The following is a 14,718-nucleotide window of genomic DNA, read 5'->3' on the forward strand; positions in this document are numbered from 1 at the left end:
CGCCCCCACCCGCCCGGTCAGTGCCGGGCCGGTCAGGTGCCCGGGCCCCCAGGGGCCGAAGAATTGACCCCTTCTGCCGCTCGACCCCGAGTTTCGGGCCCCTGGTCCGTCAGGGACTAGCCTGCAGGTATGAATTGGCTGATCAATCCTGCTCACACCCGCTGGCTCGAGAGCGAGACCGACGCCCTGCTGGACTTCGCCTCGGGGTCGATGGTGCAGGAGGGGTTCGCCTACCTCAGCAACGAGGGAGACCCGGTCCCGGCGCAGGGGTCGCCGCTGTGGCTGACGTGCCGGATGATCCACTGCTTCGCGCTCGGAGCGCTGCTGGGACGCCCGGGCTCGGCGACGATGGTCGACCACGGGCTGCGGGCGCTGTCCGCGCACTTCCGAGACGAGGTCCACGGCGGCTGGTACGCCCAGGTCGGGCACGACGGGCCGATGGACGAGACCAAGGCCGCGTACGCGCACGCCTTCGTCATCCTCGCCGGCGCCAGTGCGGCGTCGGCGGCGCGCCCTGGCGGCAAGGAACTGCTCGAGGAAGCGCTCACGGTGTCGCTGCAGCGGTTCTGGCGCGAGGACGAGGGCATGGTGGTCGAGTCCTACGACCGCAGCTTCACCGAGCTGGAGGACTACCGCGGCGTCAACGCGAACATGCACACCGTGGAGGCCTACCTCGCCGCCGCCGACGTCACCGGTGACGACGCCTGGCTGGAGCGGGCCACCCGCATCACCCGCCGCGTGGTCAACGACTTCGCCCGCGCCCAGTCCTGGCGGATCCCCGAGCACTTCGACTCCGCCTGGCGCCCGCTGCTGGACTACAACATGGACTCGCCCTCGGACCCGTTCCGGCCCGCCGGCGCGACCATCGGGCACTGGTTCGAGTGGTCCCGGCTGACCCTGCACGTGCGCGCCGCCTGGGCTTCCCGGGGGGTCTCGGCTGAGGACTGGATGCTCGAGGGCGCCCAGGCACTGTTCGACCTCGGCGTCACCGAAGGCTGGGACGTCGACGGCGCGGACGGGTTCGTCTACACCGTCGACTGGGACGGCAAGCCACTGGTGCGCGAGCGCATGCACTGGGTGGTCACCGAGGCGCTCGCGGCGGCCGCCGCGCTGTACCGGGTGACCGGGGATGCCAACCTCGCGGCCTGGTACCAGCTGTGGTGGGAGTACGCCGCGGTGCACCTCATCGACACCGAGCTCGGATCCTGGGTGCACGAGCTGGCCCCCGACAACGGGCTCAGCACGACCGTCTGGGAGGGCAAACCGGACGTCTACCACGCCGTCCAGGCCACGCTCATCCCGCGGTTGCCTCTCACCCCGGTGCTGGCGCCCGCGCTGGCGCAGGGCATGCTCGACACCCGCTGACGGCGCCCTCTCCTCAGGGCAGGAGTAGCACCTTCCCGAACACCTCGCCGTCGGCCATCATGCGGTGCGCCTCGGGCGCCTGGGCGAGCGGCACGCGTGCGTGCACGACCGGACGCACCTCCCCGCGCGCCACCAGCGGCCAGGCGCGCTCGCGCACGTCGGCCAGGATGGCCGCCTTCTGCTCGCGGGGCCGTTGGCGCAGCACCGTGCCGTGGACGGAGAGCCAGCGGGTCAGCAGGCCGGCGAGGTTCATCTCACCGGTCGCGCCCTTCTGCAGGCCGAGGATCACGAGGTGGCCGAAGGGAGCCAGGGCGTCGAGGTTGCGCTGGAGGTACTTGGCCCCGACGACGTCCACCACCACGTCCGCTCCGCGCCCGTCGGTCTCGGCCCGGGTGAGCTCGACGAAGTCCTCGCTGCGATGGTCGATGCCCCGGTGCGCGCCGAGCTCGACGCAGCGTGCGACGCGCTCGGGACCTCCGGCCGTGGTGAGCGCGCGGGCGCCGAGCGCGCTCAGCAGCTGGATGGCGATCGTCCCCACGCCCCCGGAGCCGCCGTGCACGAGCACGGTGGCGCCGGCTATGGCCTCCGGCTCGATCCCGGCGGCCGGCGGCAGCCCGGGCACGTCGATCAGGTTGGACCAGACAGTGGTGAGCGCCTCCGGGAGGGCGGCTGCGTCGACCAGGTCGAGGCCGTCGGGCACGGGCAGCAGATGTTCGGCCCGGGCCAGGGCCTGCTCGGCGTAGCCGCCGCCGTCGATCAGGGCGCAGACCCGGTCCCCGACCTGCGGTCCGGTGACCCCCTCGCCGAGTGCGGCGATGGTGCCCGAGACCTCCAGCCCGGGCCACTCGGGCGCTCCGGCCGGCGGCGGGTGCAGGCCCTTGAGCTGGAGCAAGTCGGCGCGGTTGACGCCGGCGGCGGCCACATCGAGCAGGACCTCCCCGGGCCCGGGGGAGAGATCGGGCACCTCACCGGGGGTGAGGGCGTCGTCGGAGCCGGGATGTGAGGTGAGGACCATCGCGCGCATACCGCCACTGTACGAACGCACGGCCCCGGCCGTCTCGCCAAAGAGTAGATCTCGACGGCGGCCGGTTTGGGCCTGCCCATAGCCGTGGGCCAGAATGTCCTCACCAGGAGGGTTGACAGAGCGGCCGAATGTGACGGTCTTGAAAACCGTTGTGCCTCAACAGCACCAAGGGTTCGAATCCCTTACCCTCCGCTCAACGCCCGGCCTCACTCCGGCCGGGGGTCCCCGGCGAACCGGGCCAGCTCCCGGCGCAACAGCCCGAGCAGCTCGGGGTCGATCAGGGCGCGGAAGTGACCGGGTGTGGCGAGGCGGACGTTGCGCGCGCCCGGCAGTTCGCTGCCCGCAGGGATGTGCGGGTCGAAGCACGTCCCGACCGAGACGATGCGGGAATGATCCGCGCGCTGTGCCGCCAGGGCCGTGATCACCTCGTCGTCGGGGAGGAATGCACGCACGCTGCGCAAGGGGAGCCAACGGGCGTAGGGCGAGCCGGAGAACGGGGTGTTCACCGCGACCATACCGAGCACGCGTCCACCCACGTCGCTGCGGCCCATGAGGCTCTTGCCGATGAGGCCGCCCTTGCTGTGGGCGACGACCACCACCCCGGTGAGGTCGAGGTCGGTCAGGCAGGTGGCCGCGATCTCGGCCATGTCCGGGACGCTGCCGCGGTTCCAGCCCAGCGGGGCCACCACGTGCACCGGATGGCCGTGGTCGTACAGTGCGCGGGCCAGGGGCTCGAGGAAGCGCCAGCTCTCGAAGACCCCCGGCAGCATCAGCACCGGTGGGTTCCGGACGTGGCGAGGGCTGGTGTAGGTCTCGGCAGTGGTGCGGGAGAGGAGCCCGGCGGCCTGGCGCCGGACGGCGTAGGCGTAGTCGGCGGCGCGCCAACGGACCTGGCGCCAGAGGCCGCTCATCGAACCTGGCCATCAGGGACCGCGGCGGGGCCGCTCTCGCGGACCCAGCGCGCCACGACGCCGGGATGAGTGGCCATGGCGGCGTGCGCCGCACCAGCCACCTCTCGCCAGGCGCCGCGAGGGGCGGCACCGGCGAGCTCGCGCGCCCAGGGCCGGGGGCAGACGCGATCGTGCTGCCCGCGGACCACCAGGACCGGTCCTCGCACGCGGGCGGTAGCGGCACGGATGTCGAAGGCGAACATGCGGGGCAGGACGGCGGAGTACCAGCGCGGACCCGCCCGCAGGTAGTCGTGCAGGGCAGCCGCGTTGACGCCCGCCGGTTCGTGCACGGCGGACCGGGCGAGGCGGGCCGCCTGCCGGGCGGCGGAGGCTGCCGCGGGATCCACCACCGGGCCGACCAGCACCGCCGACCGGGCCAGCTGGGGTGCCTGGGTCATCATCGCCACGGCCACCTGTGCGCCCATCGAGTGCCCCACGAGGGTGGCTGACTCGATCCCCCGGGCCTCGAGCAGCCGCAGGAGTGTCTGCGCGGCGTGCTCGACGCTGGGCGGCGAGTCGGGCTGCGGGCTCCGGCCGAACCCTGGTAGGTCCGGCACGATGACGTGGTGGTCCGTTGCGAGCTCGGTGGCCAGCGGGCGCAGGTAGCGCTCGGACATCCCGATCCCGTGCAGCAGGGCGACGGCGGGCGCATCCCGGTCGCCGAACTCGGCCACCGACAGATCGGAGCTAGGGTCCACGGTTCCCCGGCCCTGCCCGGACAGCGAGCTCGCGCGCGGGCCGGGCGTCAGCGGTCGGTCGGTGGTGGCCATGTCCTCCAGTCTGAGGGACGTCGCGGCGCTCGCGACCTGATCCGCTGACAGCTCTGTTCTGCGCCGACGGTCGGGGCGTACGGTGATCTGCGGGGGAAGGAGGGACCATGCCGCAGGGATGGGAATGGCTCAGGGTCGCCGGGCTGCCCGCCGGGCTGCTCGGCGTGACTGGTTCGAGCCGGCACAGGTGGGGTTCGTGGTGATCGCCGTGGCCGGGGCGGGGCTCGTCGGCGGGGTGCGAGTGCGCCTGAGCCGCCTGGAAACGACGGCGTAGCCACCCCGTAGCGTCGCTCGTCACCGAGTGGTTCGCATCATCGCCGTCGCCCCGTTATCCTGGTGGGCGTCCAGGAGACGTCGCATAGTCTGGTCTAGTGCGCATCCCTGCTAAGGATGTGAAGGGGCAACCCTTCCGTGGGTTCAAATCCCACCGTCTCCGCGTTTGTGATGTCGCAAGACATCGGAATAGCCCGAACCCACGGATTGTGGGTTCGGGCTAGTTCTTCGTGGGGGCTGGTCCTGGGGGGCGTCCGGTGGGTTGGTAGCGCTTGGTGGGGTCGAGGGTGAGCTCGCGCAGGATCTCGCCGGTGGCGGCATTGATGATGGTGATGTCGAGGTCGGCGATGAGGAGGATCACGGGGGTTCGGGCGTGGGTTCGTCCGATGCCGATGTGGTGGAGGGTGCCGCCGTGGCGGAGGGTGACTTTGCCGGCGGTATCGACGCGGTCGTGGCGCACGCGGTGGTGAGGTTCGCCGGGTGTGGTGGCGGGGGTGGCCTTGGGGCGGGTGGTGTAGGCGGTGGCCGGGGTTGCCCGGTGGGGTAGGGACCGGTGGGGGCGTCGGTGGTTGTACTCGGTGGTGAACTCATCGAGCAGCGCTTGCAGGGCGGTGATGGTGGTGGGCTGGTCGGGGCGGGCGCGTAGCCACTTCTTGAGGGTCTGCTGGAAGCGCTCGACTTTGCCCTGGGTGGTGGGGTGGCCAGGCTTGCCGTTCTTCTGGATGATGCCGCGTCGGTGCAGGTCGGTCTCCAGTGCGGTGCGTCCACCGCGGCGCTTCTTGCTGGCCAGGCGCACGGTGTAGACCAGGCCGTTGTCGGTCAGGGTGGAGGCGGGGTAGCCGTGTTCGCGGGCGGTCTGGGCGAAGGTGGCGGCCACGATGGTGGAGGTGATCGCTTTGTGGGCGCTCAGGTGCAGCACGGCGCGGGAGTGGTCATCGAGCCAGGTGATGATCTCGGTGTCGGCGCCGGCGCGTCCGCTGGGGCGGGTGAGGCGGTAGTGGGTGAAGTCCGATTGCCAGCACTCGTTCGGCTGCGCGGCTTCGAAACGCACGTAGGAGGACTTCGGTCGCTTCTTCGGCTCGGCGGTGATGAGCCCGGCGCGGGTCAGGATCCGGTGGATCGTGGCCCGGTGGACCTCGATGTGGTGGGTGTGGCCCAGGTGCCAGGCGATCGTTTCGGCGCCGCAGTCCAGGCCAGCACGCGACAGGCGGGCGCGGATGGCCACGATCAGCTCCACGACCTCGGCATCGGTGGCCCTCGGCGTGGTGTGGGGGCGCCGCGAGCGTGGGACGAATGCGGCCTCGCCCTCGAGCCGATAGCGGGCCATCAACTTGGAGATCCAACTCTGGGATACGCCGTAGCGGCGAGCGATGGCGGACTGAGACTGGCCCGAGTTCACCGCGGTCACCACCAGGCGTCGCTTGTTGTCCATAGACCACGAGCCTGGCCACAGCGGCTATACCGATCTCGTGCGACACCCCTATTCCCATGACCCGCGACACCCTATTCCGATGTCCTGCACCAGCACACCACCGCTACCGCCATGTGAGAACGGCCTGGTCCACGTCTGTCGGACGAGGCCGTTCTCACATATCTGGCTTGTGGGATTTGGGAGGAGCTCGCCCTGGCGAGCGACGGTTCCCACCGCTACCGCCGTCTCTCCGTGTGGGGCCCTCTCACCCCTGCAACAGCGACTGCGCGCCGTCGATCCACACCTCGGTCCCGCTGATGTGGGAGGCGGAGTCGCTGGCGAGGAAGGTGACCAGGTCGGCCACCTGCTGTGAGCTGCCCGGGGTGTTGCCGGTGAGCGGGATCGGGCCGTCGGGGAACTCCACCGGGATGATCACGTCCTGGTTCTCGGCATCGGTGTTGTCGTCGATCTCGGTGTCGATCGCACCAGGGCAGATGACGTTGACGCGGATCCCCCGGGGGCCGAGCTCGACGGCCAGCATCTTGGTGAGCGCGATCTGGCCGGCCTTGGACGCCGAGTAGGCCGAGGCGCCGCTGTTGGAGAAGATCCTGCTCCCGTTGACCGAGGAGACCACCACGACCGACCCGCCGCGGCGCAGGTGGGGGACCGCGTGCTTGATCGTCACGAAGGTGCCGACGAGGTTGATGTCCAGCGTCGAGCGGAAGTCCTCGACGGTCAGCTTCTCGATGCCCGCCCAGGTGCCGTTCACGCCGGCGTTGGCGACCACCACGTCGAGTCCTCCGAGATGGTCCAGCGTGGTCTGCACCGCTGCGGCCATCGCCTCACTGTCGCTGACGTCGGCCAGCGCGGTGATCGCCTCGCCGCCGCCGGCACGGATCGCCTCCGCCACCTCGTCGAGTTCGGACTGCGTCCTGCCCACGAGCGCGACCTTGGCTCCACGCTCGGCGAGCAACCGCGCCGACGCCTGCCCGATCCCCGAACCCGCGCCGGTCACCAGCGCCACCTTGCCCTGCATCATCGTCATCTCCTTGAAGGTCGGCCCATCCTGCCGCCTCCAACCTACGCGCGGGCGGGCGGTCGCGCCTGGGCAGCGCAGCCCCTGCCGTGACCGCGGGGACACGCACCCGTGGAGTGCCGCAGCATGCTGCCGCAGACCGACGCAGACGTGTCGTTCCGGTCACGCCGGGACGGTCAGCACTACCCGCGCCCCGCCGAGCGGGGAGTCCTCGATGACGACGTCCCCGCCCTGGGCGCGGGCCACCTCTCTAGCGATCGCCAGGCCCAGCCCGGCACCACCGGCCTCCCGCTCGCGTGCCTCGTCCAGCCGGACGAAGCGTTCGAACACCCGCTCCCGGTCAGCCACGGGAACACCACGGCCGTCGTCCTCCACCAGCACCTCACCGTCGCCGATGAACACCCGAACCCTCGAGTCCGCATGGCGCACCGCGTTCTCCACCAGGTTGCGCAGCACTCTGGTCAGGGCCGCGGGCTCCCCGCGGCCCAACCCGCCGCCCTCGACGACGACCCCGGCGCCGGACCGCGCATCGCGCACGGCCTCGTCCACCAGTGCTCGCAGGTCCACCTCCACCGGCCTCGACGGTGCCGACCCCACCCGGGAGAGCAGCAGCAGATCCTCGACCAGCGCCTGCATCCGAGCGACCTCCCGGCCCAGCTCCGACACCAGTTCGGCCTGGGTGTAGCTGTCCGGGTGAGCGGCGGCGACGTCCAGGCTCGTCCGCAACGAGGCGAGGGGGGAGCGCAGCTCGTGCGCGGCGTCGGCCACGAACGCCCGCTGCCGCGCTGCCGCGGCATCGAGGGCGTCCAGCATCTCGTTCAGGGTCCGGGCCAAGGCGGCGAGCTCGTCGTCGGCTCGGGGCACCGGGAGGGTGCCGCCGCCGCCGTGGCGAGCGACACGCTCGGCTCCGCCGCGCAGCTCCTCCACCGGTCGCAGCGCCCGGCCCAGCACGATCCAGATCGCGATCGCGAGCAGTGCCGTCAGCACCGGCACGATCGCCACCAGCGAGACCGTCAGGGCTCGCAGCAGTCCCCGCACCTCCGCCAGCGGCATCGTGACCACCACTGTCGCCGGTTCCCCGCGGTACTGCGTGCCGAGCACCGCCATCCGGACCTCGTCGTCGTAGGCGGACGCCGTGGTCGCCACCGTCACCTCGGCGCCGGATCGGCCCGCGAGCTCATCCGCAGCGACCAGCGGCAGCGTGCGGCTGGCGTTGGGCGAGGTCGCCAGTACCCGCCCCTGGGCGTCGAGCAGCTGAGCGATCTCGCCCGGCTCACCCACGGGCAAGGTCGCGGCGACCCGATCCTGCTCGGCCAGCGCGGCCACCGTGCGCGCCCGCTCCGTGGTGATCTCGTCCAGCGTTGCCACCCGCCCGGCCGAGAGCACCGTCGTCAGGGCCACAGCGCCGAGCGTCAGCGTCAGGCAGAGCAGACCCGCCGTCAGGACGGTCAGCCGGACGCGGAGCGGTCGCCGGGCCCAACGCCGGCCCGGCTCAGGGCGCTCAGTCACGCGCACCGGTCACCCGGTAGCCGGCGCCGCGCACGGTGACGATCGCCGCCCGGCCCAGCTTGCGCCGCAGGTAGCCGACGTACTGCTCGACCACGTTGAGATCGTCACCGTCGCCGTCCCAGACGTGATCGCGCAGCTCCACCTTGCCGACCGGCCGCTCGGGGTGGCGCATGAGGTACTCCAGCAGCGCCAGCTCCCGGGTCGTCAGCTCCATCTCCGCTCCGGCGAGCATGACCCGGCGCGCCGACGGGTCCAGCTGCAGCTGCCCCACGGTCAGCGTCGGTGGCGCGCTCTGCACCGGCCGCCGCAGCAGCGCCCGCAGCCGGGCCACCAGCACCACGAACGCGAACGGCTTGGTCAGGTAGTCGTCGGCGCCCACGTCCAGCCCGTCGGCCACGTCGTGCTCACCATCCTTGGCCGAGAGCAGCAGCACCGGCGTCCACACCTGCGCCTCACGCAGCGCACTCACCACGTCGTAGCCGTTGCGGCGCGGCAGCATGATGTCGAGCACGATCACGTCGTGATCACCGAAGAGCGCCGCCTGCAGCCCGCTCTCGCCGTCATAGGCGACGTCGACGGCGAATCCCTCCGCCGTCAGGCCGCGTTGCAGTGCGCTCACCAGGGAGCGTTCGTCGTCGACCACCAGCACGCGCACGCCTCCAGTATCCCGTCCGCCCCAGGCGGGACGGGCCGCTCTCAGCCACGTCTCAGGGACCGCGGCGCACAGTGGAGCCATGACCACACGACGCACGCTCTCCCCCCGCGCCCGGTGGGCGGTGCCCGCCGTCGCCGCCCTCGCCGTGGCGGCCGCGCTCGGTGCCCCGCCGTTGCTCGCCTCCGCCGACGATGCCGACCTGCCCGAGACCTCCGCACAGGAGCTGCTCACCCGGATGGCCGAGGCCGAGCCGCAGGCGCTGTCCGGCACCGTGGTGCACACCGCACGCCTCGGCCTGCCGATGGCTGCGATGCAGGAGCTCACCGGCGCCGACCCCATCGGCCTGCTCGACGGCAGCTCGACCCTGCGCGTGTGGACCGATGGCGAGGAGCGCTCGCGCGTGTCCCTGCTCGGCTCCACCTCCGAGTACTCGATGGTCCACGACGGCGCCGAGGCCTGGTCCTACTCCAGCACCGACGACGCCGTCACCCACTACACCCTCGACCCGGCCGACCAGGCCCGCTACGACGAGCTGGCTGCCGACGCGCGCGCCGGGGAGCTGCCCGAAGGCGCGCCCGAGATGCCCACCCCCGAGGCTGCGGCCGAGCAGGCGCTCGCCCACGTCGAGGAGTTCTCCAGCGTGCAGGTGCTCGAGGACGTCACGGTGGCCGGCCGCGATGCCTACGCGTTGCAGATCACCCCCGACACCGAGGGCACGCTCGTGGAGCGGATCGAGATCGCGGTCGACGGCGAGACCGCCACCCCGCTGCAGGTGCAGGTCTGGAGCAGTAGTGACGGTGAGACCACGCCGGCGCTCGACGTCGGCTTCACCGACATCTCCTTCACCGCCCCGGCCGAGGACGTGCTCACCTTCAGCGCACCCGCCGGTGCCGAGGTCGTCGAGGAGGTCGTCCCGCTGCCCGAGCACCCGGGCGAGCACCCCGACGGTGACACCGCACCCGAGGTGCTGGGCGAGGGCTGGGAGTCTGTCGCCGTCCTGGACGAGGTCGACATCGACGGGCTCCTCGCCGGCGATCCGCAGGCGATGGCCGACATGGCCGATGCTGCGCCGATGCCCGGTTCGGACACCGGACAGCAGCTGATGGAGGAGTTCATGGCCACCGACTCCGACGGCCGCCCCGGCCCGCCGAGCCTGGACGCCGCCGCCCTGTTCGAGCAGTTCACCACCGAGGTCCCCGAGGGCCGGGTGCTCAGTACGACCCTGCTGACCGTCCTCATCACCGACGATGGGCGCATCCTGGCAGGGTCCGTGCCGCTCGAGACGCTGCAAGCGATGGCGTGACCGAGCAGCACGCGGCGCCACCGGTCTCGCCCGACTTCCCTCCGGCGGGCGAGGCCGGTGCCGTTGATCGCCCGGAAGGGCGGCCGGTCGAGGATCGGGCCGTGACGCAGGACGAGAGCACCGACCTCGCGATCCGGACCCAGGGCCTGACCAAACGCTTCCGCTCGGGGCAGGTCGCCGTCGACGGCGTGGACCTGCAGGTGCCACGCGGCGCCGTCTACGGCTTCCTGGGCCCGAACGGGTCCGGCAAGACCACCACGATCCGGATGCTGCTCGGCCTGGTCTCCCCGAGCGAGGGTCAGGCCTGGCTGCTCGGGGAACGCATGCCCGACGCCGGCCCGCAGGTCCTGGCACGGGTGGGTGCCCTCGTGGAGGGCCCGGCCTTCCAGCCCTACCTCAGCGGGCGGGCGAACCTCGTGCGCCTGGACGCCTGCGACTCCACCGCCCCGACTGGCCGGGACCGGCGCATCGACGCAGCGCTGGAGCGCGTGGGCCTGGGCGCGGCCGCCGGCAAGCGCTACCGGCAGTACAGCCTCGGCATGAAGCAGCGACTCGGGCTGGCGGCCGCACTGTTGCGCCCTCGGGATCTGCTCGTGCTCGATGAGCCCACCAACGGGCTGGACCCGCAGGGCACGCGGGAGGTGCGCCGGCTCATCGGCGAGCTCGCCGAGGCCGGCACCACCGTACTGGTGTCCTCGCACCTGCTGGCCGAGATCGAGAACGTCTGCAGTCATATCGGGATCATGAGCGCCGGCCGCCTGGTCCTGCAGGGCGAGCGCACAAGGCTGACGGGCATGGCCGATCGCGGCCTGTGGGTCCGTACCGAGAGTGAGCACCTCGCGGCCGCGCAGCGCGTGCTGGCCGGGCTCGGTCTGGACGATGGGCAGATCAGCACCGATCCCGGCCCCGGGGCCTCGCCCGGCGACGCCGTAGAGCTGGTGGCCCCCTTGGGCGCGGTCCGGCTGCCGGAGGTCGTGCGGGCCCTCGTCGCCGCCCAGGTGCCGGTACTGGGTATCGCCGAGCGCACACCGACGCTGGAGGACGTGTTCGTCCAGCTCACCGGGGAGGGCTTCGATGTCGCACGCTGAGACCGCCGCCGCGCCCGCACCGGAGCAGGCCGCCGCCGGCGGCGCCTGGCGGCGCCTGCTCGGCAGCGAGCTGCGGCTGACCTTCGGGCGCCGGCGTAACCTCGTGCTGCTGCTCGGCCTGGCCGCCGTCCCGATCCTGCTGGGTGTGGTGCTGTTCGTCACCCAGGACACCGCCGTCGGCTCGCAGGGGCCCGGCTTCATCGGGAGGGTGACCGGGAACGGGCTGTTCCTGGTGGTGGCGGCCCTGTTCACCTGCCTGCCGTTCCTGCTGCCGCTGACCATCGGCATCGTCGCGGGCGACACCATCGCCGGCGAGGCCGCGACCGGCACGCTGCGCTACCTGATCACGCTGCCGGTGGCCCGCACCCGGTTGCTGCTGGCCAAAGCCGTGGTGGCGCTGTGCTTCGCCGCCGCGGCGGTGGCCACGATCGCCGTCGTGGGACTGCTCACGGGGTGGGTGCTGTTCGGCCTCTCGGACCTCGTGCTGCTCTCCGGTGACACCATCGGCCAGGGCCCGGCGCTGCTGCGGATGCTGGGCGTGGCCGGCTACGTGGCGATGTCGATGAGCGGGCTGGTGATGGTGGGTGTGCTGCTGTCCACCCTCACCGAGACGCCGGTGGCGGCGATGGCGGGCACCGTGACCGTGGCGGTGGTCTCGGCCGTGCTGGACAGCCTGCCGCAGCTGTCGGCGATCCATCCGGGGCTGCTGACCCACCACTGGTTCGACTTCGCGGAGCTGTTGCGTCTGGAGGTCTCCCCGGAGGCCCTGGTGCCCGGGCTGATCGTGCAGGCGGTGTGGGTGCTGCTGGCGGGCACGCTCGCCTGGAGCCGGTTCACGTCGGCCGACGTCACCTCCTGAGGGCGTTCAACCCGGCGGCTTCACCGCGCGCACCGCGGTGCTGACCGCCTCGATCATCGCCAGCGCCTCGTCGTAGCGGGGGAGGTCCGGCGCCGGTGACCACAGCGCATCGGCGTCGGTGACCGGTTGCGCCTGCCCGGCGATCTCGTCCAGCTCGGTCAGCAGCACGCCCTTGGAGGGGTCACCCGCCAGCTGGGACCTGATCCCCTCGGCGTCGAGCGGGGCGTCGGAGGCGATGAGCGTGGCGTTGCCGAAGCGGGCACCGTGCAGCACCGATCCCTGGATGATCATCGCGACGTGGGCGAACGTCTCCCGGAGCGTGGCGAGCTCGCGCCGCGTGAACTCCAGCTGCGGGCCGGCCACCGAGTTGATCACCAGCACCCCCGCCGGTCCGAGCGTGCGCCGGATCGCGGTGAAGCACTCGCGGGAGGTGAAGGCGGGCGGGATCCGGTTCCCCGCGAAGATGTCGAGCACGACGGCGTCCAGCTCGCCCGTCGTGGGCGCCTCCAGCCAGGCCCTGGCGTCGCCCAGGATCACCTGGATGCCCGGGGGCGGCGGGAAACGGGACTCCACCAGGTCCACCAGCGCGGGCTCGAGCTCGACCACCACCTGCTCGCTGCCAGGGCGTCGCGCAGCGATCGCCCGCGGCAACGTCAGCAGGCTGCCGCCCAGGTGCGCCGACCGGGCCGGGAGTGCGCGGCCGAGGGCGGCCAGCATCCACCGCACGGACGCCAGCGCCGGCGGTTCGCCGTCGGGCCCGATGTGGGCCTGGCGGACGTCATCGATACGCAGCGACCACCCGGTGCCGTCGTTCGCGAGGTCGGCCCGGGTGCCGTCGGAGAACGTGACCTGCTCACCCGATGGGGACATGTCCCCGATCCTGCCAGACCCGGATGTCCTCGCCTGTCGGTACGGTGTGGGCTGAGCAGCGAGTGGGAGGAGCCCGGTGGCGATCTGGGAGGTCGGGGACGACGACCGGCGTGTGGAGGGTCTGGACGAGAACGGCCGGCCGGATCCGCACTATGCCGCTGCCCTCGGGCTGGTGCCGGCACCGCTTCCACGTCGGGCGGCGGGGGCCGTCATCGATGCTGCCTTCTACCTGCTGCTGCAGGTGCCGTACTGGATCTTCACCCTCCCGTTGCTGCTGAAGTTCCTCGACGCCCGCATCAGTTGGTACGGGCTGGTCAACCACCCGCAGTTCCTGCTGGCGGTGGTGATCCTCGGTGTCTCGTTCGTGCTCAGCCTGGCCTACTGCATCGTCCAGCTGGTCTTCCACGGCCGCAAGGGGATCACCATCGGCAAGGCGATGACGGGCCTGCGCTCGATCAACGTCGCGACCCTGGAGCGCCCCGGTGTCTTCCGGGTGCTGCTGCGGGTGCTCGTGCTCTGGGCGTCCGGACTGGTGCTGATCGGGCCGATCCTGTTCCTCCTCTCACCGCTGGTCGATCCGGAGAAGCGGGGCCGCGGCTGGCACGACCGGGTGGGCCGGCTGTGGCTGGTCGACATCCGGCACGGCCTGCAGCCCTACGACGGCAAGCGGATGCGGATCGCACGCAAGACCGTCACGGCCGAGCCGGTCGCGCAGTCGCGACCGCTGCCCTCGCTGGCCACCCCGGTCGACCCGGGCGCCGAGCAGGCCTATCGCCCTGGCGCCCGGGTCAGCGCGGGTGTGCTCGGGGTCGCCCGCCCGCACGGCGACGGCCCTCGGCCGGTCGTCGGCCTCTCCGGCACCGAGCGCCCCGACCAGGGCCACGGGCCGGCTCCCGCCGTCCCGGGCCGCCCGGTGCTCGGCGCCTACCGGCGCCCCACCGACGAGGAGCACGACGGCGCCCCCGCCGAGGGGCCGTCGTCCCAGGCCGAGGTGAGTGGGCCCGCGGGTCCACCGAGCCCTGCGGGGCCGGCGAGCCCTGCGGGGCCGGCAGGCCCGGGCGCCGCAGCGCGGGAGCACGACGGCGCAGCTCCCGCCCCCGGTCCGGTCGTGACCGGGACGCCGTGGTCCGCCTCGCCACCTCCCGGCCCGGCCCCTGCGCCGGACTCGCAGCCGCAGCCGCAGCACAGCGGGCAGGCGCACGCTCCGGTGCCCTCTCGTCCGGCGACGGACGCCCCGGGCGGGGCCGCGGCGGTACTGGCGCTCCGACTGGACTCCGGAGAGCTCGTCGAGGTGGCCGGCCCGGTCGTGATCGGGCGCAACCCCGTTCCCCCGCACACGGCACCGGAAGCGCGGCGCCAGCCGTTGCCGGACGACACCCGCTCGGTGTCCAAGACGCATCTGCTGGTGCGGCCCGCGCCGCACGGCCTGGAGGTCATCGATCAGGGATCGACGAACGGGACCGCGATCGTGCACGCCGGCGCGGAGCGCGAGCTCGCGCCCGGGGCCCCGGCGGTCGCCGCCGCGGGTGACATGCTGAGGATCGGGGAGCGGACCGCCGTGGTGGTGTCCGGATGAGCGGCCCCGCCACCGTGCCGCCGAGAGGG

Annotated in this window: 14 protein-coding genes and 2 tRNA genes; 8 read left to right on the forward strand and 8 right to left on the reverse strand. The window is 72.4% G+C overall.

Features of this window, described 5'->3' with window-relative positions:
- Nucleotides 1-129 precede the first annotated feature (129 nt).
- On the forward strand, nt 130-1,365 hold the full coding sequence (locus LQF12_RS01675) for an AGE family epimerase/isomerase (protein WP_231054278.1): 1,236 nt from the start codon (nt 130-132) through the stop codon (nt 1,363-1,365).
- A gap of 13 nt (nt 1,366-1,378) precedes the next feature.
- Here LQF12_RS01675 and LQF12_RS01680 read toward each other — a convergent pair whose 3' ends face one another.
- Nucleotides 1,379-2,389, reverse strand: coding sequence for an NAD(P)H-quinone oxidoreductase (locus LQF12_RS01680; RefSeq protein WP_231054279.1), 1,011 nt, complete (start codon nt 2,387-2,389; stop codon nt 1,379-1,381).
- Nucleotides 2,390-2,495: 106 nt separating this feature from the next.
- Between LQF12_RS01680 and LQF12_RS01685 the strand changes: the two genes are divergently transcribed.
- Nucleotides 2,496-2,581: transfer RNA gene (locus tag LQF12_RS01685), tRNA-Ser, on the forward strand.
- Between the two features lie 14 nt (nt 2,582-2,595).
- Here LQF12_RS01685 and LQF12_RS01690 read toward each other — a convergent pair.
- Nucleotides 2,596-3,300: an esterase/lipase family protein gene (locus LQF12_RS01690; protein ID WP_231054280.1), complete on the reverse strand. Its 705-nt coding sequence runs from the start codon at nt 3,298-3,300 to the stop codon at nt 2,596-2,598.
- Nucleotides 3,297-4,109, reverse strand: a complete 813-nt coding sequence (locus LQF12_RS01695) for an alpha/beta fold hydrolase (protein WP_231054281.1) — start codon at nt 4,107-4,109, stop codon at nt 3,297-3,299. The genes LQF12_RS01690 and LQF12_RS01695 overlap by 4 nt, the downstream gene beginning before the upstream one ends.
- Before the next feature lie 124 nt (nt 4,110-4,233).
- On the opposite strand from LQF12_RS01695, the gene LQF12_RS01700 reads away from it, so the two are divergent.
- On the forward strand, nt 4,234-4,383 hold the full coding sequence (locus LQF12_RS01700; RefSeq protein ID WP_231054282.1) for a hypothetical protein: 150 nt from the start codon (nt 4,234-4,236) through the stop codon (nt 4,381-4,383).
- Between the two features lie 73 nt (nt 4,384-4,456).
- Nucleotides 4,457-4,545, forward strand: a tRNA-Ser gene (locus LQF12_RS01705).
- A 57-nt stretch (nt 4,546-4,602) separates the two neighbouring features.
- Here LQF12_RS01705 and LQF12_RS01710 read toward each other — a convergent pair.
- The 4 genes from LQF12_RS01710 to LQF12_RS01725 form a co-directional block, all read right to left on the reverse strand.
- Nucleotides 4,603-5,814 carry an IS481 family transposase gene (locus tag LQF12_RS01710; RefSeq protein ID WP_231054283.1) on the reverse strand — a complete coding sequence of 404 codons (1,212 nt, stop codon included), beginning with the start codon at nt 5,812-5,814 and terminating at the stop codon, nt 4,603-4,605.
- Between the two features lie 244 nt (nt 5,815-6,058).
- On the reverse strand, nt 6,059-6,832 hold the full coding sequence (locus tag LQF12_RS01715) for an SDR family oxidoreductase (RefSeq protein ID WP_231054284.1): 774 nt from the start codon (nt 6,830-6,832) through the stop codon (nt 6,059-6,061).
- 159 nt (nt 6,833-6,991) lie between these two features.
- Complete coding sequence (locus LQF12_RS01720; RefSeq protein ID WP_231054285.1) at nt 6,992-8,338, reverse strand: sensor histidine kinase; 1,347 nt, start codon at nt 8,336-8,338, stop codon at nt 6,992-6,994.
- The gene (locus LQF12_RS01725; protein WP_231054286.1) at nt 8,331-8,993 is read right to left on the reverse strand and encodes a response regulator transcription factor; all 663 of its coding nucleotides are present in this window, start codon (nt 8,991-8,993) and stop codon (nt 8,331-8,333) included. The genes LQF12_RS01720 and LQF12_RS01725 overlap by 8 nt, the downstream gene beginning before the upstream one ends.
- Nucleotides 8,994-9,072: 79 nt before the next feature.
- Between LQF12_RS01725 and LQF12_RS01730 the strand changes: the two genes are divergently transcribed.
- The 3 genes from LQF12_RS01730 to LQF12_RS01740 all read left to right on the forward strand — a co-directional run bounded on the left by LQF12_RS01730 (nt 9,073) and on the right by LQF12_RS01740 (nt 12,243).
- Nucleotides 9,073-10,296 (forward strand): LolA family protein, encoded by a 1,224-nt coding sequence (locus LQF12_RS01730; protein WP_231054287.1) that lies wholly within the window; start codon nt 9,073-9,075, stop codon nt 10,294-10,296.
- Nucleotides 10,297-10,397: 101 nt separating this feature from the next.
- The gene (locus LQF12_RS01735; protein ID WP_231054288.1) at nt 10,398-11,384 is read left to right on the forward strand and encodes an ABC transporter ATP-binding protein; all 987 of its coding nucleotides are present in this window, start codon (nt 10,398-10,400) and stop codon (nt 11,382-11,384) included.
- Nucleotides 11,371-12,243, forward strand: coding sequence for an ABC transporter permease (locus LQF12_RS01740; RefSeq protein ID WP_231054289.1), 873 nt, complete (start codon nt 11,371-11,373; stop codon nt 12,241-12,243). Before LQF12_RS01735 ends, LQF12_RS01740 begins: the two co-directional genes overlap by 14 nt.
- Nucleotides 12,244-12,249: 6 nt before the next feature.
- Here LQF12_RS01740 and LQF12_RS01745 read toward each other — a convergent pair whose 3' ends face one another.
- Nucleotides 12,250-13,113 (reverse strand): spermidine synthase, encoded by an 864-nt coding sequence (locus LQF12_RS01745; protein WP_231054290.1) that lies wholly within the window; start codon nt 13,111-13,113, stop codon nt 12,250-12,252.
- Between the two features lie 76 nt (nt 13,114-13,189).
- On the opposite strand from LQF12_RS01745, the gene LQF12_RS01750 reads away from it, so the two are divergent.
- Nucleotides 13,190-14,689, forward strand: a complete 1,500-nt coding sequence (locus tag LQF12_RS01750; protein ID WP_231054291.1) for an RDD family protein — start codon at nt 13,190-13,192, stop codon at nt 14,687-14,689.
- Nucleotides 14,690-14,718: the final 29 nt, after the last annotated feature.

It is taken from the genome of Ruania suaedae (assembly GCF_021049265.1).
Classification (GTDB): domain Bacteria; phylum Actinomycetota; class Actinomycetes; order Actinomycetales; family Beutenbergiaceae; genus Ruania; species Ruania suaedae.

Coding starts and splice junctions, on each gene's coding strand:
- LQF12_RS01675 (WP_231054278.1), top strand. CDS start 130: ATGAATTGGCTGATCAATCCTGCTCACACCCGCTGGCTCGAGAGCGAG.
- LQF12_RS01680 (WP_231054279.1), bottom strand. CDS start 2,389: ATGCGCGCGATGGTCCTCACCTCACATCCCGGCTCCGACGACGCCCTC.
- LQF12_RS01690 (WP_231054280.1), bottom strand. CDS start 3,300: ATGAGCGGCCTCTGGCGCCAGGTCCGTTGGCGCGCCGCCGACTACGCC.
- LQF12_RS01695 (WP_231054281.1), bottom strand. CDS start 4,109: ATGGCCACCACCGACCGACCGCTGACGCCCGGCCCGCGCGCGAGCTCG.
- LQF12_RS01700 (WP_231054282.1), top strand. CDS start 4,234: ATGGCTCAGGGTCGCCGGGCTGCCCGCCGGGCTGCTCGGCGTGACTGG.
- LQF12_RS01710 (WP_231054283.1), bottom strand. CDS start 5,814: ATGGACAACAAGCGACGCCTGGTGGTGACCGCGGTGAACTCGGGCCAG.
- LQF12_RS01715 (WP_231054284.1), bottom strand. CDS start 6,832: ATGATGCAGGGCAAGGTGGCGCTGGTGACCGGCGCGGGTTCGGGGATC.
- LQF12_RS01730 (WP_231054287.1), top strand. CDS start 9,073: ATGACCACACGACGCACGCTCTCCCCCCGCGCCCGGTGGGCGGTGCCC.
- LQF12_RS01740 (WP_231054289.1), top strand. CDS start 11,371: ATGTCGCACGCTGAGACCGCCGCCGCGCCCGCACCGGAGCAGGCCGCC.
- LQF12_RS01745 (WP_231054290.1), bottom strand. CDS start 13,113: ATGTCCCCATCGGGTGAGCAGGTCACGTTCTCCGACGGCACCCGGGCC.